Genomic DNA, 23,825 nt, shown 5'->3' with positions numbered 1-23,825 from the left:
GGCCGGATATGCATACCGTTCTCATCGTCATCCATTTGATGATCGTGCTCGCGCTCGTCGTCACCGTTCTCCTTCAGCGGTCTGAGGGCGGCGGTCTTGGCATTGGCGGCGGCGGCGGTTTCATGACCAGCCGCGGCCAGGCCAGCGCCCTGACCCGGGCGACCGGCATTCTTGCGGCTCTGTTCTTCGCCACCTCGATCGCTCTCGCGATCCAGGCCGGCACGAACCGGATTCCGCAGTCGATCATCCAGCGCAACGCCCCGGGCGGCACTGGCCTGCCGCAGGGTGTGCCGACGCAGGGCGGTATTCTCGATTCGCTGAAACAGCAGCAGCCGTCTGCTCCGCAGGCGCCCATCTCGGGCGTTCCGCAGGCTCCGGCTCCGGCAGCGCCTGCTGCACCGGCACCCGCTGCTCCTCCCGCACCGCCGTCGCCGGCTCCGGCCGCTCCGGCTCAGTAAAATTGTGGACGCGCGAATGGTTCGCGCGTTCTTTCACTCGCATTTCGACTGCAAGAGAGGATAGGGTGTAAGCCCATGACGCGGTATGTCTTCATAACCGGCGGCGTGGTCTCCTCACTTGGCAAGGGTCTCGCGTCCGCCGCTCTCGGCGCGCTTCTTCAGGCTCGGGGCTACAAAGTCCGCCTTCGCAAGCTCGATCCCTATCTCAACGTCGATCCGGGGACGATGAGTCCCTATCAGCACGGCGAGGTCTTCGTGACCGACGACGGCGCGGAGACCGATCTCGACCTGGGCCACTACGAACGCTTCATCGGTGTTCCGACCGGCAAGCAGGACAACATCACGACCGGCCGGATCTACCAGGAGATCATCGCCAAGGAACGTCGCGGCGACTATCTCGGTGGGACTGTCCAGGTCATCCCGCACGTCACCGACGCCATCAAGGACTTCGTCCTGTCGGGCAATGACGGTTTCGATTTCTGCCTGGTCGAGATCGGTGGCACCGTCGGCGACATCGAGGGCCTGCCGTTCTTCGAGGCGATCCGCCAGCTCGGCAACGACCTGCCGCGCGGCCATGCGATCTACATCCACCTTACGCTGTTGCCCTACATCCCGAGCGCGGGTGAGCTGAAGACCAAGCCGACCCAGCATTCGGTGAAGGAACTACGCTCGATCGGCATCCAGCCGGACATCCTGCTCTGCCGCACCGACCGGCCGATTCCGCCGGACGAGCGTCGTAAGATGGGCCTGTTCTGCAATGTGCGCCCGGAAGCCGTCATCGAGGCGCGCGACGTCGAGACGATCTACGACGTTCCGGCGGCCTATCACGCGGAGGGTCTCGACCGCGAAGTCCTGCGTGCCTTTGGGTTGCCGGACGAGGCCGAGCCGAATCTGGCGCGCTGGACCAACATTTCCGAGCGCCTGCACAATCCCGAGGGCGAGGTCACCATCGCCATCGTCGGCAAATATACCGGCCTCAAGGACGCCTATAAGTCGCTCAACGAGGCACTGGTCCATGGCGGCATCGCTAACCGGGTGAAGGTGAATCTCGACTGGATCGAGAGTGAGATCTTCGAGAACGAGGACCCCGCGCCTTATCTCGAGCACGTCCACGGCATTCTGGTGCCGGGCGGCTTCGGTGTTCGCGGCGTCGAGGGCAAGATTCGCGCGGCGAATTTCGCCCGTGAGCGCGGCGTGCCGTATTTCGGCATCTGCCTCGGCATGCAGATGGCCGTCATCGAGGCCGCGCGAAATCTCGCGGGCGTCGAGCATGCGAACTCGACCGAATTCGGCCCGACGCCGGAGCCCGTCGTTGGCCTATTGACCGAATGGGTGCGCGGCAACGTGCTGGAGCAGCGCGCCGCCGGCGGCGATCTCGGTGGCACGATGCGTCTCGGTGCCTATACCGCGAACCTGAAGGCCGGATCGAAGGTCGCCGACATCTACGGCTCGACCGAAATCTCCGAGCGCCATCGTCACCGCTACGAGGTGAACACCGCCTATCTCGACCGGCTGGAGCAGCGCGGCGTGCGCTTCTGCGGCATGTCACCGGACGGCGTGCTGCCGGAGATCATCGAGATGGAAGGCCATCCCTGGTTCATCGGCGTGCAGTTCCATCCCGAGCTGAAGTCGCGTCCGTTCGAGCCGCACCCGCTGTTCGCGAGCTTCATCGAGGCGGCGATGGCGCAGAGCCGTCTGGTCTGAGACGATGTCCGAGCACATCGTCTCCGTCGGTTCCGTCCGTTTCGGAAACGAGCTTCCGCTCGCGCTCATCGCCGGCCCCTGCCAGCTCGAATCCCGCGATCATGCCTTCGAGGTCGCGACCGAGCTGAAGGACATCACTTCGCGGCTCGGCATCGGGCTCGTCTTCAAGACCAGCTTCGACAAGGCGAACCGTACGTCCGCCAATGCGGCGCGGGGCATTGGCCTCGAGGCGGCGCTGCCGATCTTCGCGGAGATCCGCGAGAAGCTCGGACTTCCGGTGCTGACCGATGTTCATGACGCGGCGCAGTGCGCTCCGGTGGCGGAAGCCGTGGACGTACTGCAGATTCCGGCTTTCCTCTGCCGACAGACGGACCTTCTCGTCGCCGCCGCCGAAACCGGCCGCGCGGTGAATGTAAAGAAGGGCCAGTTCCTGGCACCCTGGGACATGAAGAACGTCGTGTCCAAGATCACCGGTGCCGGGAACGACAAGGTTCTCGTCACCGAGCGCGGCGCAAGCTTCGGCTACAACACGCTCGTTTCCGACATGCGGGCGCTTCCGGTGCTTCGCGAAACCGGCATGCCGGTGATCTTCGACGCGACCCACTCGGTGCAGCAGCCGGGCGGGCAGGGGACGTCATCGGGCGGTCAGCGCGAATTCGTGCCGGTTCTGGCGCGGGCGGCAGTCGCCGTGGGCGTCGCGGGCGTCTTCATTGAGACGCATCCCGATCCGGACCATGCGCCGAGCGACGGGCCGAACATGATCCCGCTTCGCGAGATGGAAGCGCTGCTTGCGAACCTGATCGCATTCGACCGGCTGGCGAAGGCAACCTAGATCCGGGGAGAAACACGTGAGCTTCAAATATACCTGGCACGTGGTTCTCGTTCTGGTCGTCATCCTCGGCTTCGTCTTCGCCCAGGAACTTCTCGATTTCTTCTGGGCCGAGCAGTAATCGCGAACTGGCGTAAACCGCTGCCGTCATCCGGCAGCGGCTCGATGACCGGTCAGCGGGGTGCGATCAGTTCGCCGGCATTGCGATCGTAGCGGAGCAGAAGCGCGGGACGCAGGCGCGTACCGCCGATCCAGCGATCGACGTCGTTCGTCATCGCATGATCGAGCCGACCCGCGAGAACCCGGCGTCCGGCAGGCGTAAGGCGCAGGATCGCATCCGCGAAAGCCTTGTATCCGGTGTCCTTTTCCGGCTCCCGGATGAGCGTGTACGGCACTTCCACGCCCTCGACGAGGGGTTCCGGGACGAAGGTCAGCCCATCGACCCGGCGGAAGAAGCTGGCGTCGCCCATGAAACTGGCATCCTCCTGAGCCACCACCGCCTTGAAGAGTTCGCCCCTGCGGGTCGGGCCTTCTTCGAGACGTTGCAGCACCCGCTCCTCGGTAAGGCTGAGGCCGCGGATCGGGTCCGGAAACTCGGCCAGAAGGCGGAGCAGCGCGGGTTTCAGGTAGGGCAGCGCCGCGATATCGTGAGCCGCGAAGGCGACGAGCACCGTCGGGTCTGATGAGGTGAATGCCCGCCAGGCATGACAGGCGAGTTCGAACTGCTCGATGGTCACAGGCGCGGCCATTTCGGCCAGCTTCCGAATCTGCCCTTCGCTCTGGACGCCGAGATAATCGTCCGCCTGCACGAGGTAGACGCCGTCGATCCGCTTCTCTTCGGCCAGGAAATGCAGGACCTGGATCAGCTGGAGCTGGTCGTAGAGGTCGTGTTCCAGCCACAGCTCGATGCGGTCGAACTCGGCATGCCGGCGGATCGTCGAGTCGCGTTCCGCGAAGGAGAGGGCGACCTCTTCGTGTGGAACACCGAACTCCTTGGCGATGAATGCCGCACGCAGCTGAGAGAGCCGCTCGAGTTGCTCCTCGTCGGTCACAGGGCCGTCGTGCAGAACGTCGCGCCAGGGAAGGATCTCTCCATCGATTCCCGCGGCACGCATCCGCTCTACGGCGGCGTCTCCATTCGTCACGATCAAACGCATAACAAACTCTCCTGTTACGGCGTCAATCTCGCCAGCAGGTCTGGCAAATTCGGGGCGAGAATGACGTCATTCAGGGCCGTTTTGCGACCGCTTCTAAGGGTTCCAGACAACAGGGTCATCCAAGTGTCTTAGGTGGCAGGGACTTTGCGTTGCCATAAGGCATCGCGTAAGAACCGCAGCTCATTCAAATCCCTCCGGAGAAGACTATGACCGCTATCGTCGACATCATCGGGCGCGAAATCCTCGACAGCCGCGGCAATCCGACCGTGGAAGTGGACGTCGTCCTGGAAGATGGGTCGATGGGTCGCGCCGCGGTGCCCTCGGGGGCCTCGACCGGCGCGCATGAAGCGGTCGAGCTTCGCGACGGCGACAAGAGCCGTTATCTCGGCAAGGGCGTGCTGAAGGCCGTCGATGCCGTCAACAACGACATCTTCGACGCGATCGGCGGCCTTGATGCCGAAGACCAGCCGAAGGTCGACCAGGCGATGATCGATCTCGACGGCACGCCGAACAAGGCTCGCCTTGGCGCCAACGCCATCCTTGGCGTTTCGCTCGCGGTCGCGAAGGCCGCGGCCGAAGCGTCCGGACTGCCGCTCTATCGCTATGTCGGCGGTCCCTCGGCCCGCGTCCTGCCGGTGCCGATGATGAACATCGTCAACGGCGGCGCCCATGCGGACAATCCGATCGACTTCCAGGAATTCATGATCCTGCCGGTCGGCGCCGAGACCTTCGCCGAGGCCGTCCGCACGGGTTCGGAGATCTTCCACACGCTGCGTAGCGCGCTGAAGGCCGCCGGCCACAACACCAATGTCGGCGACGAGGGCGGCTTCGCTCCGAACCTGCCGTCCGCTCCGGCCGCGCTCGACTTCGTCATGGCGGCGATCGAGAAGGCCGGCTTCAAGCCGGGGCAGGACGTCTATATCGGCCTCGATTGCGCCGCGACCGAGTTCTTCAAGGACGGCAAATACGTCTATGAGGGCGAGGGTGTGACCCGCACCCCGATCGAGCAGGCCGATTATCTGGCCAAGCTCGCGGCAGACTATCCGATCGTCACCATCGAGGACGGCATGTCCGAGGACGATTGGGAGGGCTGGAAGGCCGTCACCGACAAGATCGGCAAGAAGGTCCAACTCGTCGGCGACGACCTGTTCGTGACGAACGTGACGCGCTTGTCGCAGGGCATCAAGCAGGGCACCGCGAACTCGATCCTGGTGAAGGTCAACCAGATCGGCTCGCTGACCGAGACGCTCGCGGCCGTCGATATGGCGCACCGCGCCGGCTACACGGCGGTGATGTCGCATCGCTCGGGCGAAACCGAGGATTCGACCATCGCCGACCTCGCGGTCGCAACGAACTGCGGTCAGATCAAGACCGGCTCGCTGGCACGTTCGGATCGGACCGCGAAGTACAACCAGCTCATCCGCATCGAGGAAGAGCTCGGTTCGCAGGCGATCTACGCCGGCCGCTCCGCACTGAAGGCGCTCGCCTGATCTGACCGCCATGCTCCGGCTTGACTGGAGCATCCACAAGCCGACGAAACGGGTCCTCCGGTCAAGCCGGAGGACGACGCCTCATCTCGTCGGCCGCAGCGGCGATCGCCTCATTCGGCGTCGCAAATACTGACCGCACCGCGCCGGCGATCATCAGGTTGAACGGCTGCCCGAAATCCTCGACTTCCGCGCCACTTTCGTCTCGGCGCGCGCCATGTTCATCCCAGGTGAACGGGATGCGTTCAACTAGCGGACGGAGATCACTGGAATAGCCGAAAACAGGAATGCCACGCTCGATCGCCATGCCGATCTCGACGGCAGTGCCATCGTCGCAATGAGGCCCGCGGAATGGACTGAGATCGGCAATGACTGCATCGGCACGCCGGAGCATCTGCCCACATGACGCGAAGATCATCCGCATCGCGATCTGGCCGTCCTCCGGAAGCGCGAAACCATGATCGAGGGGAAACAGACCCTCGCAGCCGTGCTTGGCGCAGATGGCCTTCAGCTTCTCGCCACGCTCCCTGGCGTTCGGCATAAAGACGGTGGGACCCGCAAGATAAAGCCTGGGCATCACGATTGGTGCGCCGTGAAGAAGGCGAGAAGTTCGGCCGCGGTCTCGTCCGGCATTTCTTCCTGAAGCATGTGTCCGCATTCGAGCGCGCGGCCCTCGACCCGAACGGCCTTGGGGCGCCAGGTTTCGATGACGTCGTAGAGTTCCCCGACCGTGCCCCTGCCACCCCATAGTGCGAGGAGGGGTGCCGTTATCCGGCTGCCGGCGTCCTCCGCATCGTGAACGAGGTCGATGGTCGCCGCGGCCCGGTAGTCCTCGCAGATCGCGTGACGGGTCGCCGGATCGCTGTAGCAGCGGAGATATTCGGCGAAGATCGCGTCGTCGATTACGCCACGCGTCTTCACCTGCGCAGCGAGATGACGACGCAGGAAGAATTCGGGATCGGCGCCGATCATCTTTTCCGGCAGCGGCTCCGGCTGGATCAGGAAGAACCACCAGAAATAACGTGTGGCGAAGGCCCGGTCGGTACGCTCGTACATCGTCGCCGTCGGCGCGATATCCATCACCGCTGCTCTGGCGATCGCGTCCGGATGGTCGAGCGCCATGCGATGGACGACGCGGGCGCCACGATCATGGCCGGCGACGGCGAAGCGGTCATGACCGAGAATCCGCATGAGCCTGACCTGATCCTGAGCCATCAAACGCTTGGAATAGTTGATGTGCTGCGAGCCGCCGTCGGGCTTGCTGCTATCCCCATAGCCGCGCAGATCCGCGGCTATCACGGTGAAATGCCCTTTCAGCGCGGGCGTGATTTTCCGCCACGTGGCATGCGTCTGAGGATGGCCGTGAAGCAGGAGCAGCGGCGGACCGTTGCCGCCAACCGCAGCCCGGATCGTGACGCCGCCGCCGACCGCGACGTCCACCAGTCTGAAGCCGGACAGAAACGGTGATGGACCGCGTTCGCTGATTTGTTCGTCCGATGTCATCGGAGATCGCTTTAAATCCTTCCCGGGCAATCAAACCTTGAAAATCAGGGATTCGCCCGCGAACATAGCCTTATCCGGTTTCGCTGCGGATTGGGTGCCTCCTGCCTTGCGCGGGCCGGATGTGCTTTGACTGAAAGGGCCCAATGCAGAGCATTGCGATCATCAATCTTGTTCTGCTGGCCGGTTCCGCGCTTCTTGCGATCGGCATTCTGTCGAGCCTCGTCGCGCAGCGCTTCGGCGCCCCTTTGCTTCTCGTCTTCCTGCTGATCGGCGTATTCATCGGCGAGGACGGGCCTGGCGGCGTCCACTTCAACGATTACCGAACAACCTATCTGATCGGGTCTTTCGCGCTCGCCGTGATCCTGTTCGACGGTGGTCTGAGGACGCGGCTTTCGACGTTCCGGGGCGTGCTGGCACCCTCGATCCTGCTCGCGACTCTCGGCGTGATCATCACCGCGCTAGTCGTCAGTGCATTGGTCATGCCGCTGCTTGGCATGACTTTCTCTCAGGCGCTGCTTGTCGGTGCGATGGTGGCGCCGACCGATGCGGCGGCGGTGTTCTTTCTCCTGCGGGCCGGTGGTCTTCAGCTTCAGCGCCATGTCGGTTCGACGCTCGAAATCGAGTCCGGGACAAACGATCCCGTCGCCGTCCTTTTGACGATCGTGCTTGTCGAGGTGCTGCTCAGCGGCGCACGGACGCCGGTGGTCGAACTGATCGCGATGATGGTCCAGCATGGCGTGCTGGGAGCCATCGGCGGTGCCGTCGGCGGCTTCGTCATCGTCTGGGTGCTGAACCGGGTCGAGCTTCCGACCGGACTCCATCCGATCTTCTCCATCGCGGTCGCGGTCGTCACCTTCGCGGCGACGCAGGTTCTGCACGGTTCGGGATTCCTCGCGGTCTATGTCGCCGGCCTGATCGTCGGAAACCGTCGCGTGCGGGCCTTCGCCTCGATCATCTCCTTTCACGACGCAGCGACCTGGCTCGTTCAGATATTGATGTTCATCGTACTGGGATTGCTCGTAACGCCGTCGAGGCTGGTCGATGCGATCATTCCGGGGCTGGCGGTCTCGTTCTTCCTGATGTTCGTAGCCCGTCCGGTCGCTGTCTTCCTCTGTCTCGGGCCGTACAAATTCGCGGTGAACGAGCGAATATTCGTCTCCTGGGTGGGACTGCGCGGCGCCGTATCGATCTTCCTTGCGGCGATCCCCACCCTGGCGGGGCTGCCGAACGGTGAAATCTATTTCAACATCGCCTTCATTACCGTCGTCGTTTCGCTGGTCGTCCAGGGCTGGACGCTGACGCCGCTCGCGCGCCGGCTGGGTCTCGCTCTGCCGCAGGCTCGCCGGGACGTATCGCGCGTGGAGATCGACCTGCCGGGTCAACAGGAACATGAGATGGTCGGCTATCACATCGCCGAGGGAAGCGCGGTCCTTGAGCCGGGTGCTTCGCCGCGCTGGGCGCGGCCGGTGTTCGTGGTTCGTGAGGACCGCATCCTGGAGCCGGCAATGGCCGGACCACTCCAGCCCGGCGATTATGGATATTTTCTCGCCCCGCCTGAACGTGTCCGGGAGCTTGACCGGCTTTTCACGCCAGGAGAACGCGACACCGGGGAGCATTCGAATTTCCCGTTGCGCGCCGGCGTGCAGCTATCCGTGCTGAGCGATCTCTACGGCCTCGATGTCGACAGCGAGCTTGGCGAGCGGACCGTGGCCGACCATTTCGCCGAGGAACTGGAGAACGAGCCGACACCGGGCGACAGGCTTTCGCTCGGCATGGCGACGCTCGTCGTCCATACCGTTCGCGATGGACGCGTGGCCGAAGCCGAGCTCGAGATCGGCGACCGGGCAGGGGATTCCGACATCAAGCCGGATAGTCTCGATCTGGCTCTGAGCGCGTTGGCCCGCCGTTTCCGCGTGCTCGAACGGCGCATCTTTAACCGCCGGTAAACCAAGTCGGCGTCAGCTTGCGAATATGGTCATCCGTACCCGCCTTCGTGCCTTCCTGCTGCAGACCGGCCTCTGGCTGACGGCCGCTGCCTGCATCGGCTATTTCGGATATCACGCGGTTCATGGCGAGCGAGGACTGAGGGCTCACCGCAATTTCGATCAGGAGATCGCGGCGCTGTCGGTCCAGCTGGCTTCGCTGGAAGGAAAGAAAAAGGAACTCGAACACCGCGTGAACCAGTTCGAACCGTCGAGCGTTGACCGCGATCTACTGGACGAGGAGGCCCGCCGAAACCTTGGCTGGCTTCATCCGAACGATCGCGTTTTGGTCCTCCCGCGCTAACTCCGGCCACGAATCAGTTCATTTTTTGACCCTATTGCGGTTTCTCAGCCGCCGGCCGTAAGCCTTTGATTCGTCGTATTCCGGGTCGTTTTCAGAAAAATGTCCAAATTGCTCGCCTAGATTCGGCCGCAATATAATCTTGTTTTTGTCCTCATTCGAGTCACTTCGTATTGGACACGCTGCTATTAAGTAACAGTGTCGCTATGAGTAGTCCGGGGGGATGTATATGCGACGTCTTGTTCTGCGCACGATCGCGTTTGTCTGTCTTTTAACGGCATCGGTCGCGCCAGCGATCTCGCAAACCGCTGACACCGCTAACGAAAATCCAATTGAAGCGCGCCTTCGCGATCAGAAGAACGCTTGGACCGTCGGCATAGCCGGCGGGCTTCTCGATACCACCAATATGCGGTTCGCCGACGAGATGGGACGAGCGCTGAACGACGGGGACAATCTCCGCGTCATGCCGATGGTCGGCTTTGGTTCGGCGTCGAACCTCGAAGACCTCCTGTATTTGCGAGGCGTCGACGTCGCCTTCACGCAGTCCGACGTGTTCGAGTATTTCCGAACCGAGCGTAAGATCGGAAACCTCGACAAACGCGTTCAGTTCGTCGCCCGTTTTCCCATCGCCGAACTGCACATACTGGCGCGCGGCGACATCCGCAGCGTCGAAGATCTGCGCGGCAAGCGGGTGAGCTTCGGTCCGCTAGGCACGTCGGCCAGCATGACCGGCACCATCGTGCTGCAGCGTCTCGGCATTCCGGTCGAGAAGGTCTTCATCGACCACACCCAGGGCATGAAGGATCTGGCTTCCGGCGACCTCGCGGCAATCGTTCGCGTGGCGGGCCGCCCGCTCGGCTTCTTCGCCGAGATGCCGGCAAATACCGGCTTCCACTTCCTGCCCGTGCCGTTCACCGAGAAGTTCGCCGACTACTACACGCTCAGCGAACTCTCCTCCGACGATTATCCCGGCCTGGTCCCGAAAGGGCAGACGGTCGAGACGATCGGCGTGCCGACCGTGCTCGCGGTCTACAACTGGCCGAAGAGCAATCCTCGCTACAAGAAGGTCGAGCGTTTCGTCGAGCGCCTGTTCCAGAACTGGGACAAGCTGCAGGTGGAGGGCTTCCATCCGAAATGGCGGGAGGTGAATCTCGCCGCGACCGTTCCCGGATGGCAGCGCTTCGGTGTCGCCGAACGCGTGCTTCAGCAGGCCGGTGCACAGAACGACACGTCCGACGATCTCAGCAGCCAGTTCGGCAGCTATCTCGACGCCCAGAAGGGCAATCAAACTCAGGCCGATCGCGATGCGCTCTTCAAGGAGTTCATGGCGTGGCGTGCCCAACAGAACAAGCGGCAGCAAAAGCCGAAAGCAATCTCCAGCAATTGAGGAAACGCCTAGCCGGCTGAGGGGCCGGTCAGACAGGGGGCTGTCATGAGCAATCAATTCGAACCGCAGGCGCCGGACGACATGTTCGCGCCGAAAGGTCGTACGCCGACGCCACAGGCGCATGATCCATTCGCCGATGCCGACCATTTCGGCTATCAGGCCTTTGCCCAGCAATACGCTGCCGCGCAGCAACCGACGACCCGGAAGAAGCCGGTCAGCGGTCATTCCAAGATGATGCTGCGGTTGAGCATGCTGGTGCTGCTCGTTGGCGCCGGCATTGGCGGCTTCATCGGTTATCGGCATTTCAACGGGCAGCCGCTGTTCCAGGATCGCGAGCCGACTTTATTCGAGGTCGCTTCGACCAAGGCCGCCATGGCTTCGCTCGCCGCTGCCGAAACGGAACGGACGGTGACCATTCTCCAGCCTCCGCCGGCGGAGCCCATCGAGACGGCGCGTGCATCGACGACGGAACCCGATCCGGTTCAGGAGCCCGCGCCGGCCCCGGCTCCGGAAATTGCCGCTTTGACCCAGCAGCCTCCGCCGCCGCCTCAGCCACAAGTGGTCCAGGCTCCGCCGCCGCCGGCGCCTGTCGTCCCGAAGCTCACCCAGTCCGAACTCGCGTTGCTGATGGAGCGAGGTCATCGCTTCGTTGAGTCGGGAGACTTCGCCAGCGCACGACCGCTATACCGTCGCGCCGCCGAGGCCGGATACGCTGAAGCGGCTCTCGCTCTCGGCGATACCTACGATCCGACATTCCTCAAGCAGCGCCGCGTCGTTGGCCTTGCGCCTGATCCGGCGAAGGCACGGCAGTGGTATCAGCGGGCACTGGAACTCGGCTCCCTGGAAGCGGACATGAAACTCGGCCGCCTGGCACAGTGAATGTGCCGAACTCATGTTCAACTTTCGCTGATCAGCTATGCCGTCTGCGCATATCGTTTCGCGTACCGCGCCACGGCAAACGCTTGATTTTCTTGGGTTGAACTGAATTCGGCCATACCTGGGCGGTTCTCGCTTTTGCTGATTTGATGCGCTAACGTCTGCCCAAAATAGAAGCGGCGGGGGCCGTCCTATTGTCGACGGCAGGGAGCGTATGAATGGCAGCAACAGCGGCCGCCCAGGTAAAATCTGAATCCTCTAACCTCCTGGTGGAATTCACCAAAGAGGAAGAACTCACAGCTTTCCGCGAAATGCTGATGATCCGCCGGTTCGAAGAGAAGGCCGGCCAGCTTTACGGCATGGGCCTCATTGGCGGCTTCTGCCACCTCTATATCGGCCAGGAGGCCGTCGTCGTCGGTATGCAGACCGCGATGAAAGAGGGCGATCAGGTCATCACCGGCTATCGCGATCACGGCCACATGCTTGCAACGGGCATGGACCCCAAGGGCGTCATGGCCGAGCTCACCGGCCGCCAGGGAGGCTATTCCCGCGGCAAGGGCGGCTCGATGCACATGTTCAGCCGCGAGAAGAATTTCTATGGTGGTCACGGCATCGTCGGCGGCCAGGTCTCGCTCGGCACCGGTCTCGCCTTCGCCAACAAATTCCGCAACGATGACAGCGTCTCGATCGTCTACTTCGGCGACGGCGCGGCCAATCAGGGGCAGGTCTACGAGAGCTTCAACATGGCGAAGCTCTGGAAGCTGCCGGTCGTCTACGTGGTCGAAAACAACCGCTACGGGATGGGCACGGCGCATCATCGTGCATCCTCGACAACCGATTTCTCCAAGCGCGGCCTGTCCTTCGACATTCCGGGCGAGCAAGTCGACGGCATGGACGTCCGCGCCGTCAAGGCCGCCGGCGACAGGGCGATTGCCTATGCGCGCTCGGGGCAGGGTCCGTACATCATCGAAATGCTGACGTACCGTTATCGCGGCCATTCGATGTCGGACCCGGCCAAATACCGGCCGAAGGAAGAAGTGCAGAAAATGCGCGACGAGCACGACCCGATCGAACAGGTACGCAAGCGCCTGCTCGATAACGGTTGGAGCAAGGAAGAGGATCTGAACGCGATCGACAAGGAGATCCGCGTCGTCGTGAATGATGCCGCCGATTTTGCGAGCTCTGATCCGGAGCCGGATCCGGCGGAGCTTTGGACCGACATCCTTCGCTGACAAGCCTTTCGCGCAGTTTCATCGAATGCCCGGCTGGACTCGCATAAGCGAGGCCGCAGCCCCGAACAGGAAGCGCTCCGCTTATGCCGATTGAAGTTCTGATGCCCGCGCTCTCCCCGACCATGGAGTCGGGCAAGCTCGCGAAATGGCTCAAAAACGAAGGCGATGCCGTCAAATCCGGCGACGTGCTGGCCGAGATCGAGACCGACAAGGCGACGATGGAGATCGAGGCGATCGACGACGGCACGCTCGGCAAGATCCTGATCAAGGACGGCACCGAGGACGTGGCGGTGAACACGCCCATCGCCATCATCCTCGTAACGGGCGAGGATCCCTCGGCTGCGATCGCGAAGTCCAGCGGCAATGGCGCAGCGGCTCCGGCCGCCGAGAAGAAGGCCGAGGAAAGTGCTCCGCCGGTCGCTCCCGAAAAGGGACCGGCTCCGGACAAGGCGCCGTCGGCCGTGGCCGCGCCACCGAAGGTCGAAATCCAGCCCGATCCAGAAGTGCCGGAAGGCACCGAGATGGTGCACCAGACCGTCCGCGAGGCCCTTCGCGACGCAATGGCCGAGGAGATGCGCCGCGATCCGGACATCTTCCTGATGGGCGAGGAAGTCGCCGAATATCAGGGCGCCTACAAGATCTCGCAGGGCCTGCTCGACGAATTCGGCGCCCGCCGCGTGATCGATACCCCGATCACCGAATACGGCTTCGCCGGGGTCGGCGTTGGTGCCGCTCTGTCCGGCCTGAAACCGATCGTTGAGTTCATGACCTGGAACTTCGCCATGCAGGCGATCGACCACATCATCAACTCAGCTGCGAAGACACTCTATATGTCGGGCGGCCAGATGGGCTGTCCGATCGTATTCCGAGGTCCGAACGGTGCCGCGGCCCGAGTAGCGGCGCAGCACAGCCAGGACTACACGGCGTGGTACAGCCAGGTACCGGGACTTAAAGTCATCGCTCCCTACACCGCCGCAGACTTCAAGGGCCTTCTGAAGGCCGCTATCCGGGACCCCAACCCGGTCATCTTCCTCGAAAATGAAATCCTCTACGGCCAAAGCTTCGACGTTCCGAAGCTCGACGACTTCGTGCTGCCGATCGGCAAGGCGCGGATCGCGCGCGCCGGCAGCGACGTGACGCTCGTCTCTTTCTCGATCGGCATGACATACGCGCTCAAGGCGGCCGAGGAACTGGCCGGGCAGGGGATCGAGGCCGAGGTCATCGACCTTCGCACCATCCGCCCGATGGACATCGAGACGGTCATCGAATCAGTGAAGAAGACCGGCCGCTGCGTCACCGTCGAAGAGGGCTGGCCTCAGTCGGGCGTCGGCTCCGAGATCGTCGCCCAGCTGATGGAGAAGGCTTTCGACTATCTCGATGCGCCGGTCCTCCGCGTGACGGGCAAGGACGTCCCGATGCCCTATGCCGCCAATCTCGAAAAGTTGGCGCTCCCTTCCGTCGCCGAAGTCGTCGAGGCGGCGAAGGCTGTCAGCTACAAATGAGCGAGTTCGAGGCTCTGCATCTGCCGTCGGCGGCCTTCGAAAAGGGAGGCGTCGAGGTATTGCGGGCCGCGATTATCGACGAGGGTCTGCATGTGTCCCTGAAGCGGGCGTTCGACGACCCATCGACCTGGGGTGTCCTGCTTGCCGATATCGCGAGACACGTTTCGCGCGTCTATGCGAAGGAAACCGGCGCGAGCGAGGCCGAGGTCGTCGTCGATATTCGGCGCCTGTTCGACGCTGAGCTCGACCAGCCGACCGATGTCGGCTCAACCGATGCCATGAACTGAGACCGAGATGCCCATCAACATTCTGATGCCTGCGCTGTCGCCGACCATGGAGCGGGGAAATCTCGCGAAATGGCTCAAGAAAGAGGGCGACAAGGTGAAGTCCGGCGACGTGCTCGCCGAGATCGAGACCGACAAGGCGACCATGGAAGTCGAGGCGGTCGATGAGGGCGTCCTCGGCAAGATTCTGATCGCCGAAGGAACCAACGACGTCGCCGTGAACGAGCCGATCGCGGTTCTGCTCGAAGAGGGCGAGGACGCGAGCGCGGCTTCGGCGCCAGCGGCTAAGCCCGCGGAAAAGGCACCGGCCACGGCTGATGCCGGGAAGTCGTCGCCGGCGGCGGCTGAAGCGCCGGAGCCTACAGCCGCGCCTGCTCCGGCGGCGCCCGCGCCGGCCGCTCCGAAGCTGAATGGCTTGGGCGCCAAGGTGTTCGCATCTCCGCTGGCGCGTCGGATCGCCAAGGAGCGCGGCATCGACCTGTCGTCGATCACGGGTTCCGGTCCGCATGGCCGCGTGGTCAAGAAGGACGTCGAGAACGCGCGGCCGGGAACGGGCGCGGGCGCTCCGGCTTCGGGCGGCGGCCAGTTCGGCTTCCCATTGATGCCGGACGACAAGATCCGGGCGCTGTTCGAGCCGGGTTCGTACGACGTCATCCCGCATGACGGCATGCGCAAGACGATCGCGAGCCGGATGCAGCAGTCCAAGGTCGTCGTCCCGCATTACTATCTCGCGGTCGACGTCGATCTTGATGCGCTGCTGAAGATGCGCGAGGAGATGAACTCCTACGCGCCGATGAGTGACGGCAAGCCGGTGTGGCGTTTGTCGGTGAACGACTTCATCATCAAGGCCTTGGCGCTCACTCTTAAGAAACACCCTGAAGCGAATGCCTCGTGGACCGAAGGCGGCATGCTGCGCCACAAGGGCGTCGATATTGGCGTCGCGGTCGCGATCCCGGACGGCCTGATCACTCCGATCATCCGCAACGCGCATGAAAAGGCGCTGCCGGACATCTCGATGGAGATGAGTTCGCTGGCCAAGCGGGCGCGCGAGCGCAAGCTAAAGCCGCACGAATACCAGGGCGGCACGACGGCGATCTCGAACCTTGGAATGTACGGCGTGAAGCACTTCACCGCCGTGGTGAATCCGCCGCATTCGACCATCCTCGCGGTCGCGGCCGGCGAGAAGCGGGCTGTCGTTCGCAACGACCAGATCGTCATCGCCACCCAGATGACGGCGACGATCTCCTGCGACCACCGCGTACTGGACGGCGCCGAGTCGGCGCAGCTGATGCAGACCTTCAAGGGCTATGTCGAGAAGCCGGTCGGACTGGTGATGTAGCCTCCTCGTCATGCCAAGGCCTGGCCTTGGGATCCACGAGTTCACAGCGTGCCAATAGGAAAGAACGTGGATGGCAGGGCTTAGCCCTGCCATGACGGAAAGAGAAATATGGCCGACAATCAGTTCGACATCATCATCATCGGCGGCGGTCCGGGCGGCTATGTGGCCGCGATCCGCGCCGCTCAGCTCGGCTTCAAGGTTGCGGTCGCGGAGCGCGAACACCTCGGCGGCATCTGCTCGAACTGGGGCTGCATTCCGACCAAGGCGCTGCTTCGTTCGGCCGAGGTCTACCACTATTTCCACCAAGCGAAGAATTATGGCCTCGCGGTCGAGAAGCCGTCGTTCGATCTGAAGGCGATCGTCCAGCGTTCGCGCGGCATTGCCGGACAGATGAACACTGGCGTCCAGTTCCTGTTCAAGAAGAACAAGATCACGACGATCTGGGGCGATGCGAAGATCACCAAAGTCGGCGAGATCACGGTGACGGCGCCGACCAAGGGCGTGCTCGGCCCGCCGGTCGAGGCGCCGAAGGGTGCGCTTGGAGCGGGCACCTACAAGGCGGCGCACATCATCGTCGCCACCGGCGCGCGGCCGCGCGTTCTGCCGGGGCTCGAACCCGACAAGAAGCAGGTGTGGACGTATTTCGAGGCGATGAACCCGGAAAGCTTCCCGAAGTCACTGCTGGTCATCGGCTCAGGCGCGATCGGCGTCGAATTCGCGAGTTTCTACAAGACGATGGGCGCCGATGTGACCGTCGTCGAGGTGCTGCCGCAGATCCTGCCTGTCGAGGACGCTGACATCGCCGCCTTTGCCCGCAAGCAGTTCGAGAAGCAGGGCATCAAGATCTTGACCGGCGCCAAGGTCGCGAAGCTCGACAAGGCAAAGGATAGCGTGACCGCGACCATCGAGGTCGGCGGCAAGACCGAGACGATCACGGCCGAGAAGGTGATCTCGGCGGTCGGCGTCGTCGGCAATATCGAGAACATCGGCCTCGAGGCGGTAGGCGTGAAGACCGATCGCGGCGTGGTCGTCACCGACGGCTACGGCCGGACCAATGTGAAGGGCATCTACGCCATCGGCGACGTCGCCGGCCCGCCGATGCTGGCCCACAAGGCCGAGCATGAGGGCGTGACCTGCGTCGAGGCGATCAAGGGCCTGAAGGTCCATGCGCTCGACAAGAACAAGGTGCCGGGCTGCACCTACTGCCATCCGCAGATCGCCTCGGTCGGCCTGACCGAAGCGAAGGCGAAGGAGCAGGGGCGCGAGGTCAAGATCGGCCGTTTTCCATTCATCGGCAACGGCAAGGCAATTGCGCTTGGCGAGCCGGAAGGTCTTTGCAAGACGATCTTCGACGCCAAGACGGGCGAACTGTTGGGCGCGCATCTATCGGGCGCCGAAGTCACCGAGCTCATCCAGGGCTTCGTCGTCGCGATGAATTGCGAGACGACCGAGGAAGAGCTGATGCACACGATCTTCCCGCATCCGACGCTTTCGGAGACGATGAAGGAAAGCGTGCTGGATGCTTATGGGCGTGTGCTGAATATGTGATTTCTTGCCTTCTCCCCAACGAGGGAGAAGGTCGACTCGCATCGCCAGATGCGAGCGGGTTGAGGGCACATTGCGGCTAGGCTGTGCCGTGGTTAGGAATGCCTTCGGCGTCGCCCTCACTCGGCTCGGCCGGTCCCCGGCCGAATCCGCTCTCCCTCGTCGGGGAGAGAGTCACGCCGCCATCTTCTCGCAGTCTCCGCGCACGTCCGGCACGCCGCGACGCGCTCGTCCATATCGCCGATCCGCTCGCAATCCGCCGCGCATTCACGACAAACCTCCCCGAGCATTCGCGACAGGTATGTTTGTGATGGGGCGTGTCGATCAGCATGAAATGCGCTGAGGTCCGGCAAGTCTCGGCGCAGGCATCTCGGCGTTCAAATGGTGCATGACGATCAGGCTCGCGCGTGATCCGTGAGCCGCGCCGCGGCAGCCATCAGTTTCTCACGGTCGGGACCGTGCTGGCGGATCAGTTCGCGCGCCTGATCATTCGTGATGCCCGCCGCCTCGGCGAAGTCATGGACCTCATAGTCTTCTGAGCCCGAGACGCGGCTGCGGTCCGGTTCGCCCGGTTTCGTCTTGTCGTCCGCCATAAAAGCCTCCCGATGCTGTCGCCCGCGCATGCGGACCTCTCAAGGGAGAATCTTCTTCCATGCGTTCAGGTTCCCTCGGTCCGGCCGGACCTGTCATGAAGGTTTTTTCCTGAATCGTGCATCCTTCCCCTAGGGTCGAGCGTTGAAGGGGACGCAAGCGACGTTCCCGTTCGCAGGAGGCACTCATGGAAGGTGTAGGCTGGATATCGACCATCGTCATCGGCATTCTCGCCGGGTGGATCGCGGAGAAGGTGACGGGCAGCAATATCGGTCTGATCATGAACCTGATCGTCGGCCTGATCGGCGCTGTCATCGGGCGCTTCCTGGCGGTGAGCGTGTTCAATCTCGAATATTCCGGCTGGTGGGCGAGCCTGGCGGTTTCGACAGTGGGCGCGATCGTCCTGCTCTTCATCGTCGGCGTGCTGCGTGGACGCCGCGCGGTTTAATGCGGTGAAGCGAGCCATAAAAAAGGCGAGCGGAATTCTTATTTCATGAGCGCCTGCTCAGAGGAGGATTTGCGATGCCCTACGTTGATGGTTTCGTACTCGCCGTGCCGAAGGCCAATCTCGATGCCTACAAGGCGGTAGCAACGACCGCCGGTCAGGTTTGGATGGAGCATGGCGCTCTTTCCTTCGTCGAATGCTGGGGCGACGACGTCCCGGACGGGGAGGTGACGTCCTTCCCGATGGCCGTGAAAGCCAAGGACGACGAGACCGTGGTCTTCTCGTGGATCACCTATCCCTCCCGCGCCGCGCGCGACGAGATCAACAAGAAGGTGATGGAAGACCCACGGCTCAAGGCAAGCATGGAGAACATGCCCTTCGACGGCAAGCGCATGATCTATGGCGGTTTCGAAACCGTGGTCGAGATGTGAGTTCCTCGACCGCTGAATGAAGCGCGTGATCCTAGCCTTTCTTATCGCCGTCTTCTTGCCGCTGGGCACCCACGCGCTTTGGTGGTGGAATCAGGGCTGGCCGGATTCCTGGTCCGATGCCGATTGGTCGTCCGCGAGCCTGCTCCCTCAGGCCAAGGACGAGCCGGATCCGGTCGTCCATGTTCTGGCCGCCCGAGTCGGCAACTGGCGGGGCATCTTCGCCCATCATTCCTGGGTCGTGATCAAGCCCGCGGGCGCGCCGAACTACACCCGCTACGATGTCGTCGGCTGGGGGACGCCGATCCGCACCAATGTTCGCGAGGTCGACGGTCGCTGGTACGGCAATGCGCCGGTTGTCTTGCAGACATTGCGCGGCGAAGCGGCGGAAGCGGCCATTCCCAAGATCCGGGCGGCGGTTTCGGACTATCCGTTCTCGGATGTCGGAACCTACCGCGCCTGGCCGGGACCGAACTCGAACACGTTCGTTGCCTACATCGCCCAACGTGTGCCCGAACTCGCGCCGTCGCTCCTGCCGACCGCGCTCGGCAAGGACTTTCGCGCTCCGGGCTTCTTCGCGGGCGAGAGCCCGAGCGGTAGCGGCTTCCAGATCTCGTATAGCGGACTCGCCGGCCTGACGGTCGGCTGGGTTGAAGGACTGGAGATCAATGTTCTGGGGACGGTGACGGGCGTGGATTTAAGACGCCCCGCGATCAAGTTGCCCGGCTGGGGCAGGATCGGGCTATCCCCCGCCTGATATGAAAACGGCGGCCGAAGCCGCCGTTTCCGAGGGAGTACTGGACGATCATTCCCACCAGGCGATGTCGGTGAGATCTCCCGAGACATCGAGCTTCACGGCTTCCTTGGCCGCGCCGGACTTCATGTCGACCGAATAGAGCTTGCCGCCATGCGCGAGCCACGCATCGTTCTTGCCTTCGCCCGCGACGATGTTGAACGCCACCGGACCGGTCGGCGTCATGCCGATCGAGCCCACCGTGTTCAACGTGCCGTCGTTCGGCGGAGCCTGCAGGACGAGCGAACCGGTGGCGGCGTCGATATTGTAAAGCTCGGTCTTCTCGGGCTTCGGGCCGTTCTTCGAATTGGTGTACGCGCCGGCGACGATCTTCGGCGTCTTGTCCGCATTGGCATCGCCTGCCTTGTACTTATGCGAGCCGTCGACCGTCGCCTTGCCGTCATCGACATTGACGCGGAGGCTGGTGCCGTCGTCGGCCATGATGCGCATGCGATCGGCGGCCGGATTGAAGTCGATCGTCGCGGTGACGCCGGGCTTGAGGCTTTCACTGAGCTTCGACTTCTCGGTGGTCTTGCCGGTTTTCGGGTCGATCGTCACGACCGCATTGTCGGCGGTCACGCCATAGAGCATGCCGTCCGCCGGGCGGACGTCGATCGCCCAGACGGGCTTATCGATCTTTACCGTCGCGGTCGTCTTGCCGGATGCCGGATCGAGCAGGACCAGGGTGTCCTTGCCGACGAGGCCGACAAGGGATGCCGCTGACGCAGCGGTGGCGGATAGGGCCGTGGCGGCGAGGAGGGCCGAGGCGAGCAGCAGGGGCTTCGTGTTCATCGTGTTCTCCCAGTGATCCGAGGTTCGGGCCTCGATGAGGGGGCTACACACGGCGATGGTCGATTGGATGCAGTCGCTGAAAATAATCTCCGGCTGCATCCGTTCGCTGCTTTCGCGCGTATCGTGCATAGCGCGAACATGCGGAGACGGATTTTGAGCTTGGCCGCGAGAACGGAGACGGCCTTCGATCATGGCGCGGCGATCATGGCCTGCGCCGGTCAGGACGCGGACGCGCTGCGCGAGCTTTACGACCGTGAGGCGCCTTCGATGATCGGAGTGGCGCTCCGGATCGTCCGCCGGAAGGACCTCGCCGAGGAGATCGTGCATGACGCCTTCGTGCAGATCTGGCGCAAGGCGTCGCAATTCGATGCCACCCTCGGTTCCGGGCGGAGCTGGATGTACGCCATCGTCCGCAACCGCGCCTTGAGCGTCATCCGCGACCGCAGCCGTGAGGATCTGGTCGATGACGCCGATCTGGATGGGCTCGTCGAGCAGACCGACCACGACGACCTAGTCTCGCGCCTGCCGGATCGCGACGCGCTTCGCGTCTGCCTCGAAAGGCTGGAAGCGCCGCGACGGGCAAGCGTGGTGCTGGCTTATGCCGGTGGGCTCTCGCATGGAGAGATTGCGGGAAAGCTCGGCGTGCCACTCGGAACTGTGAAGGCGTGGATCCGGCGCAGCCTGATTTCGCTCAGGCAGTGCATGGCATGAGCGACCGCGATATCGACGCCCTTGCAGGCGAATATGTACTCGGCCTGACCGAGCCCGAGGAAAGCGAGCGGATCGAGCGTGCGCTGTCGACCGATCATGCGCTGGCGCAGGCCATCGCCGCGTGGCGGGAACGCCTGTCGCCGCTCGATGAGGTAGCGGATCGCGTCGAGCCCTCGGCCGTGCTTTGGGAGCGGATACGGACCGGTATCGGCCAGCGTGCGGTCGTGGCGCGGACGCCGAGGAAGCGGGTGCTTAGCGCCATGTGGCACAATCTCGGCTTCTGGCGCGGTTCAGCGCTCGCGGGTGCCCTGGCCAGCTTTGTTCTGGCGATGGGACTCGGCGCCATGCTTTTGCGGCCGGGTCCCGCACCCGTGGTCGTCGCCATCCTTGAGGCCGCCGATTCAACGCCCGGCGCCATCGTCGAGGCCTATGCGGACGGCAGCGTTCTGCTGCGGCCGCTGACCGATATCGACGTTCCCGAAGGCAAGATTCTTCAGGTCTGGACGCTCTGGGATCGTGGCGTCGGGCCGGTGCCGCTTGGCCTGCTCGATGCCGCGCACGAGGCGCGGATGAACGCGCAGGGGCAGCCGGTTCCACAGCCCCGGCAATTGTACGAGATCACGCTAGAACCCGCGGGCGGATCGCCGACCGGAAAGCCGACCGGACCGGTCCTTTACAAGGGGCTGGCGACGCAGCCGCTATAAATTTCCCCGGTGCATTGCGAATGAATGCGTGAGCCAATACTTGCACGTCCATCGCGTCCTTTCCGACCGGGGATCCAATGTCTGAACTGCAAAAAGAGCCGATCGACCTTTATTTCTGGCCGACACCGAACGGCTACAAGATCACGATCATGCTCGAAGAGGTCGGGCTTCCTTACCGGGTCATCCCGGTCAACATCGGCAAGGGCGACCAGTTCAAACCGGAATTCCTGGCGATCTCGCCGAACAACCGCATGCCGGCAATCGCCGATCCCGACGGACCCGACGGCGAGCCGATCTCTGTCTTCGAATCCGCTGCCATACTCCAATATCTCGGCCGCAAGACAGGCAAGTTCTACCCGACCGACGAACGCAGGCGCGTCGAGGTCGAGCAATGGCTGATGTGGCAGATGGGCGGCCTCGGCCCGATGGCCGGGCAGGCGCATCACTTCCGCCTCTATGCACCAGAGAAGATTCCTTACGCGATCGAGCGCTATACCAAGGAGGCCAACCGCCTTTACGGCGTGATGAACAAGCGCCTCGCCGATCGTGATTACCTCGCCGGCGAATATTCGATCGCCGACATGGCCTGCGTCGGCTGGACCCGGGTCTGGGAGCGGCAGGGGCAGGATCCCTCCGAATTCCCAAACGTGCAGAAATGGCTCGAGCGCATGACCTCGCGTCCGGCCGTGCAGCGCGGCTTCGAAGTGAAGGCCGAGGGTGAGGCGCTCGATCTCGCGAGCAACCAGGACGCACAGAAGGTGCTGTTCGGCCAAACCGCGCGTTGATCCTGATCATTCCGGAACCTCACCCACTATGGAACGTTCTGTGGGTGAGGGCGCGCTTGCCGCGCCATGTTCCGGAACCATCAGGAGTCTTCGCGAATGGCCACCCCTCCGACTACCGAATCCGAACGCGCGGAAGCGGCCGAAGCAGACACGGCTCCCGCACGCCGCGGCCGCCGGCGTTCCGGCGGATCGCGACCACCATCGACACCGCGCCGTACCAGCCGTACCGCGACGCGGCGTGCCGCCGTTTCGCGCAGCGTGGATGCGACGATCACCGACATTACTGAACTGCAGGAAGATCTCGCCCGGCTGAGCCGCAATGTGGCCGCCCTGATCCAGTCGCAGGCGGTCTCTGCGCGCGACAAGGTGACCGACACCGCGAGCGAGCTCTACGAGACGGGTGTGGACTACGCCGAAACGGCGGAGCGTCAGGTCAAGGGCTATGCCGATGAACTGAGCCGGCAGGTCGAGAAGAACCCGCTCGGCGCGATCGGCATCGCGTTCGGCATCGGATACGTCATCGGCCTGCTGAGGCGTCGTTGATGCTGCAGACACTGCTAGCGAGCGGCGCCCTGTTCCAGGGGCTCAAGGCTGAAATGAACTCGCGCGCCCGGCAGCTCGGCTTCATGGTGGCTTGCGCCGTTGTGGCGCTGATCCTCTTCTCGATCGGGCTGATGGCGCTTGGGGTGGCGGCCTTCATTCTCCTCACTCCGATTGTTGGGGCGGCCGGGGCAGCCGGCATCGTCGGTGGCGGAGCGTTTCTGATCGGGCTGATGATCCTTCTGATCGGAACCCGCAAGAAGACGGCGCATGCCGCGACGAGCGCCGGACCTGTCAGTGCACCCTCGACCACGCCATTTGCGGGACTGGCAAACGCCGCCGCGCAAGCGCCCATACCATGGCTTCTGGGGGCGATGATATTGGGCCTGGTTCTCGGCAGGAAACGCTGAGCTTTAATCGAGCTCCGCTTTGGCGTGGTTAGAAGAGAGT

At 63.3% G+C, this 23,825-nt stretch carries 26 protein-coding genes and 1 pseudogene; 21 read left to right on the top strand and 6 right to left on the bottom strand.

The annotated features are described in order from the left end of the window. Positions 1-8 precede the first annotated feature (8 nt). The 3 genes from secG (at position 9) to kdsA (ending at position 2,994) form a co-directional block, all read left to right on the top strand. Positions 9-458, top strand: coding sequence for a preprotein translocase subunit SecG (secG, locus tag ACFPFW_RS12560; protein WP_114955980.1), 450 nt, complete (start codon positions 9-11; stop codon positions 456-458). Between the two features lie 75 nt (positions 459-533). After that, positions 534-2,162 carry a CTP synthase gene (locus ACFPFW_RS12555; protein ID WP_114955981.1) on the top strand — a complete coding sequence of 543 codons (1,629 nt, stop codon included), beginning with the start codon at positions 534-536 and terminating at the stop codon, positions 2,160-2,162. Positions 2,163-2,166: 4 nt separating this feature from the next. Continuing rightward, complete coding sequence (kdsA, locus tag ACFPFW_RS12550) at positions 2,167-2,994, top strand: 3-deoxy-8-phosphooctulonate synthase (protein WP_114955982.1); 828 nt, start codon at positions 2,167-2,169, stop codon at positions 2,992-2,994. Positions 2,995-3,164: 170 nt separating this feature from the next. Here the strand turns inward: kdsA and ACFPFW_RS12545 are convergent, their stop codons facing one another. Further along, the gene (locus ACFPFW_RS12545) at positions 3,165-4,148 is read right to left on the bottom strand and encodes a hypothetical protein (protein WP_114955983.1); all 984 of its coding nucleotides are present in this window, start codon (positions 4,146-4,148) and stop codon (positions 3,165-3,167) included. Between the two features lie 206 nt (positions 4,149-4,354). Here ACFPFW_RS12545 and eno point away from each other — a divergent pair, with 206 nt between their 5' ends. After that, entirely contained in the window at positions 4,355-5,638 is a 1,284-nt protein-coding gene (eno, locus tag ACFPFW_RS12540; protein ID WP_114955984.1) for a phosphopyruvate hydratase, read from the top strand. 61 nt (positions 5,639-5,699) lie between these two features. On the opposite strand, the gene ACFPFW_RS12535 is transcribed toward eno, so the two are convergent. Then, positions 5,700-6,212 carry a nucleoside 2-deoxyribosyltransferase gene (locus ACFPFW_RS12535; RefSeq protein ID WP_162799600.1) on the bottom strand — a complete coding sequence of 171 codons (513 nt, stop codon included), beginning with the start codon at positions 6,210-6,212 and terminating at the stop codon, positions 5,700-5,702. Further along, positions 6,212-7,138: an alpha/beta fold hydrolase gene (locus ACFPFW_RS12530; protein WP_114955986.1), complete on the bottom strand. Its 927-nt coding sequence runs from the start codon at positions 7,136-7,138 to the stop codon at positions 6,212-6,214. The genes ACFPFW_RS12535 and ACFPFW_RS12530 overlap by 1 nt, the downstream gene beginning before the upstream one ends. Positions 7,139-7,281: 143 nt before the next feature. On the opposite strand from ACFPFW_RS12530, the gene ACFPFW_RS12525 reads away from it, so the two are divergent. The 9 genes from ACFPFW_RS12525 to lpdA all read left to right on the top strand — a co-directional run bounded on the left by ACFPFW_RS12525 (position 7,282) and on the right by lpdA (position 17,589). Then, on the top strand, positions 7,282-9,084 hold the full coding sequence (locus tag ACFPFW_RS12525) for a potassium/proton antiporter (RefSeq protein WP_114955987.1): 1,803 nt from the start codon (positions 7,282-7,284) through the stop codon (positions 9,082-9,084). Between the two features lie 25 nt (positions 9,085-9,109). Next, positions 9,110-9,424 (top strand): FtsB family cell division protein, encoded by a 315-nt coding sequence (locus ACFPFW_RS12520; RefSeq protein WP_114955988.1) that lies wholly within the window; start codon positions 9,110-9,112, stop codon positions 9,422-9,424. 226 nt (positions 9,425-9,650) lie between these two features. Further along, positions 9,651-10,808, top strand: coding sequence for a TAXI family TRAP transporter solute-binding subunit (locus ACFPFW_RS12515; protein WP_162799601.1), 1,158 nt, complete (start codon positions 9,651-9,653; stop codon positions 10,806-10,808). Between the two features lie 45 nt (positions 10,809-10,853). After that, on the top strand, positions 10,854-11,687 hold the full coding sequence (locus ACFPFW_RS12510; RefSeq protein ID WP_114955990.1) for an SEL1-like repeat protein: 834 nt from the start codon (positions 10,854-10,856) through the stop codon (positions 11,685-11,687). Between the two features lie 215 nt (positions 11,688-11,902). Continuing rightward, positions 11,903-12,916, top strand: coding sequence for a pyruvate dehydrogenase (acetyl-transferring) E1 component subunit alpha (gene pdhA, locus ACFPFW_RS12505; RefSeq protein WP_114955991.1), 1,014 nt, complete (start codon positions 11,903-11,905; stop codon positions 12,914-12,916). Between the two features lie 83 nt (positions 12,917-12,999). Next, positions 13,000-14,418, top strand: a complete 1,419-nt coding sequence (locus ACFPFW_RS12500; RefSeq protein ID WP_114955992.1) for a pyruvate dehydrogenase complex E1 component subunit beta — start codon at positions 13,000-13,002, stop codon at positions 14,416-14,418. Beyond that, positions 14,415-14,705 (top strand): DUF5076 domain-containing protein, encoded by a 291-nt coding sequence (locus ACFPFW_RS12495; RefSeq protein WP_114955993.1) that lies wholly within the window; start codon positions 14,415-14,417, stop codon positions 14,703-14,705. Before ACFPFW_RS12500 ends, ACFPFW_RS12495 begins: the two co-directional genes overlap by 4 nt. 7 nt (positions 14,706-14,712) lie before the next feature. Continuing rightward, entirely contained in the window at positions 14,713-16,041 is a 1,329-nt protein-coding gene (locus ACFPFW_RS12490) for a pyruvate dehydrogenase complex dihydrolipoamide acetyltransferase (RefSeq protein ID WP_114955994.1), read from the top strand. 108 nt (positions 16,042-16,149) lie between these two features. After that, complete coding sequence (lpdA, locus tag ACFPFW_RS12485) at positions 16,150-17,589, top strand: dihydrolipoyl dehydrogenase (RefSeq protein ID WP_114955995.1); 1,440 nt, start codon at positions 16,150-16,152, stop codon at positions 17,587-17,589. Positions 17,590-17,705: 116 nt separating this feature from the next. Here lpdA and ACFPFW_RS12480 read toward each other — a convergent pair. After that, positions 17,706-18,019, bottom strand: a pseudogene (locus ACFPFW_RS12480) (four-helix bundle copper-binding protein). Next, positions 17,982-18,179 (bottom strand): DUF3606 domain-containing protein, encoded by a 198-nt coding sequence (locus ACFPFW_RS12475; RefSeq protein ID WP_114955996.1) that lies wholly within the window; start codon positions 18,177-18,179, stop codon positions 17,982-17,984. Before ACFPFW_RS12475 ends, ACFPFW_RS12480 begins: the two are co-directional and overlap by 38 nt. A 185-nt stretch (positions 18,180-18,364) precedes the next feature. Here ACFPFW_RS12475 and ACFPFW_RS12470 point away from each other — a divergent pair, with 185 nt between their 5' ends. The 3 genes from ACFPFW_RS12470 to ACFPFW_RS12460 all read left to right on the top strand — a co-directional run bounded on the left by ACFPFW_RS12470 (position 18,365) and on the right by ACFPFW_RS12460 (position 19,807). After that, positions 18,365-18,625 carry a GlsB/YeaQ/YmgE family stress response membrane protein gene (locus ACFPFW_RS12470; RefSeq protein ID WP_114955997.1) on the top strand — a complete coding sequence of 87 codons (261 nt, stop codon included), beginning with the start codon at positions 18,365-18,367 and terminating at the stop codon, positions 18,623-18,625. A gap of 74 nt (positions 18,626-18,699) precedes the next feature. Continuing rightward, entirely contained in the window at positions 18,700-19,053 is a 354-nt protein-coding gene (locus ACFPFW_RS12465) for a DUF1428 domain-containing protein (protein WP_114955998.1), read from the top strand. Between the two features lie 16 nt (positions 19,054-19,069). Further along, a complete protein-coding gene (locus tag ACFPFW_RS12460; RefSeq protein ID WP_114955999.1) occupies positions 19,070-19,807 on the top strand; it encodes a DUF3750 domain-containing protein in 738 nt (245 codons plus the stop codon). 48 nt (positions 19,808-19,855) lie between these two features. Here ACFPFW_RS12460 and ACFPFW_RS12455 read toward each other — a convergent pair whose 3' ends face one another. Beyond that, positions 19,856-20,734: a DUF4394 domain-containing protein gene (locus ACFPFW_RS12455; protein WP_379770940.1), complete on the bottom strand. Its 879-nt coding sequence runs from the start codon at positions 20,732-20,734 to the stop codon at positions 19,856-19,858. A 60-nt stretch (positions 20,735-20,794) separates the two neighbouring features. Between ACFPFW_RS12455 and ACFPFW_RS12450 the strand changes: the two genes are divergently transcribed. The 5 genes from ACFPFW_RS12450 (at position 20,795) to ACFPFW_RS12430 (ending at position 23,785) form a co-directional block, all read left to right on the top strand. After that, a complete protein-coding gene (locus tag ACFPFW_RS12450; protein ID WP_379770937.1) occupies positions 20,795-21,346 on the top strand; it encodes a sigma-70 family RNA polymerase sigma factor in 552 nt (183 codons plus the stop codon). After that, positions 21,343-22,050 (top strand): anti-sigma factor, encoded by a 708-nt coding sequence (locus tag ACFPFW_RS12445; RefSeq protein WP_114956001.1) that lies wholly within the window; start codon positions 21,343-21,345, stop codon positions 22,048-22,050. Before ACFPFW_RS12450 ends, ACFPFW_RS12445 begins: the two co-directional genes overlap by 4 nt. Before the next feature lie 77 nt (positions 22,051-22,127). After that, positions 22,128-22,835, top strand: a complete 708-nt coding sequence (locus tag ACFPFW_RS12440) for a glutathione binding-like protein (RefSeq protein WP_114956002.1) — start codon at positions 22,128-22,130, stop codon at positions 22,833-22,835. A 96-nt stretch (positions 22,836-22,931) separates the two neighbouring features. Beyond that, positions 22,932-23,378: an ElaB/YgaM/YqjD family protein gene (locus tag ACFPFW_RS12435; protein ID WP_162799602.1), complete on the top strand. Its 447-nt coding sequence runs from the start codon at positions 22,932-22,934 to the stop codon at positions 23,376-23,378. Continuing rightward, on the top strand, positions 23,378-23,785 hold the full coding sequence (locus tag ACFPFW_RS12430) for a phage holin family protein (protein ID WP_114956004.1): 408 nt from the start codon (positions 23,378-23,380) through the stop codon (positions 23,783-23,785). The genes ACFPFW_RS12435 and ACFPFW_RS12430 overlap by 1 nt, the downstream gene beginning before the upstream one ends. Positions 23,786-23,825: the final 40 nt, after the last annotated feature.

The sequence above is a fragment of the Flaviflagellibacter deserti genome (assembly GCF_042652085.1).
GTDB lineage: Bacteria > Pseudomonadota > Alphaproteobacteria > Rhizobiales > Methylopilaceae > Flaviflagellibacter > Flaviflagellibacter deserti.
Note: the sequence above shows the minus strand (reverse complement) of the source record. Positions and strands in the feature narration are given on the sequence as shown.

Coding starts and splice junctions, on each gene's coding strand:
- ACFPFW_RS12445 (WP_114956001.1), top strand. CDS start 21,343: ATGAGCGACCGCGATATCGACGCCCTTGCAGGCGAATATGTACTCGGC.
- ACFPFW_RS12525 (WP_114955987.1), top strand. CDS start 7,282: ATGCAGAGCATTGCGATCATCAATCTTGTTCTGCTGGCCGGTTCCGCG.
- eno (WP_114955984.1), top strand. CDS start 4,355: ATGACCGCTATCGTCGACATCATCGGGCGCGAAATCCTCGACAGCCGC.
- ACFPFW_RS12535 (WP_162799600.1), bottom strand. CDS start 6,212: ATGCCCAGGCTTTATCTTGCGGGTCCCACCGTCTTTATGCCGAACGCC.
- ACFPFW_RS12455 (WP_379770940.1), bottom strand. CDS start 20,734: ATGCAGCCGGAGATTATTTTCAGCGACTGCATCCAATCGACCATCGCC.
- ACFPFW_RS12500 (WP_114955992.1), top strand. CDS start 13,000: ATGCCGATTGAAGTTCTGATGCCCGCGCTCTCCCCGACCATGGAGTCG.
- secG (WP_114955980.1), top strand. CDS start 9: ATGCATACCGTTCTCATCGTCATCCATTTGATGATCGTGCTCGCGCTC.
- ACFPFW_RS12510 (WP_114955990.1), top strand. CDS start 10,854: ATGAGCAATCAATTCGAACCGCAGGCGCCGGACGACATGTTCGCGCCG.
- ACFPFW_RS12475 (WP_114955996.1), bottom strand. CDS start 18,179: ATGGCGGACGACAAGACGAAACCGGGCGAACCGGACCGCAGCCGCGTC.
- ACFPFW_RS12490 (WP_114955994.1), top strand. CDS start 14,713: ATGCCCATCAACATTCTGATGCCTGCGCTGTCGCCGACCATGGAGCGG.
- ACFPFW_RS12460 (WP_114955999.1), top strand. CDS start 19,070: ATGAAGCGCGTGATCCTAGCCTTTCTTATCGCCGTCTTCTTGCCGCTG.
- pdhA (WP_114955991.1), top strand. CDS start 11,903: ATGGCAGCAACAGCGGCCGCCCAGGTAAAATCTGAATCCTCTAACCTC.
- lpdA (WP_114955995.1), top strand. CDS start 16,150: ATGGCCGACAATCAGTTCGACATCATCATCATCGGCGGCGGTCCGGGC.
- ACFPFW_RS12470 (WP_114955997.1), top strand. CDS start 18,365: ATGGAAGGTGTAGGCTGGATATCGACCATCGTCATCGGCATTCTCGCC.
- ACFPFW_RS12465 (WP_114955998.1), top strand. CDS start 18,700: ATGCCCTACGTTGATGGTTTCGTACTCGCCGTGCCGAAGGCCAATCTC.
- ACFPFW_RS12440 (WP_114956002.1), top strand. CDS start 22,128: ATGTCTGAACTGCAAAAAGAGCCGATCGACCTTTATTTCTGGCCGACA.
- ACFPFW_RS12520 (WP_114955988.1), top strand. CDS start 9,110: ATGGTCATCCGTACCCGCCTTCGTGCCTTCCTGCTGCAGACCGGCCTC.
- ACFPFW_RS12430 (WP_114956004.1), top strand. CDS start 23,378: ATGCTGCAGACACTGCTAGCGAGCGGCGCCCTGTTCCAGGGGCTCAAG.
- ACFPFW_RS12495 (WP_114955993.1), top strand. CDS start 14,415: ATGAGCGAGTTCGAGGCTCTGCATCTGCCGTCGGCGGCCTTCGAAAAG.
- ACFPFW_RS12530 (WP_114955986.1), bottom strand. CDS start 7,138: ATGACATCGGACGAACAAATCAGCGAACGCGGTCCATCACCGTTTCTG.
- ACFPFW_RS12515 (WP_162799601.1), top strand. CDS start 9,651: ATGCGACGTCTTGTTCTGCGCACGATCGCGTTTGTCTGTCTTTTAACG.
- kdsA (WP_114955982.1), top strand. CDS start 2,167: ATGTCCGAGCACATCGTCTCCGTCGGTTCCGTCCGTTTCGGAAACGAG.
- ACFPFW_RS12545 (WP_114955983.1), bottom strand. CDS start 4,148: ATGCGTTTGATCGTGACGAATGGAGACGCCGCCGTAGAGCGGATGCGT.
- ACFPFW_RS12435 (WP_162799602.1), top strand. CDS start 22,932: ATGGCCACCCCTCCGACTACCGAATCCGAACGCGCGGAAGCGGCCGAA.
- ACFPFW_RS12555 (WP_114955981.1), top strand. CDS start 534: ATGACGCGGTATGTCTTCATAACCGGCGGCGTGGTCTCCTCACTTGGC.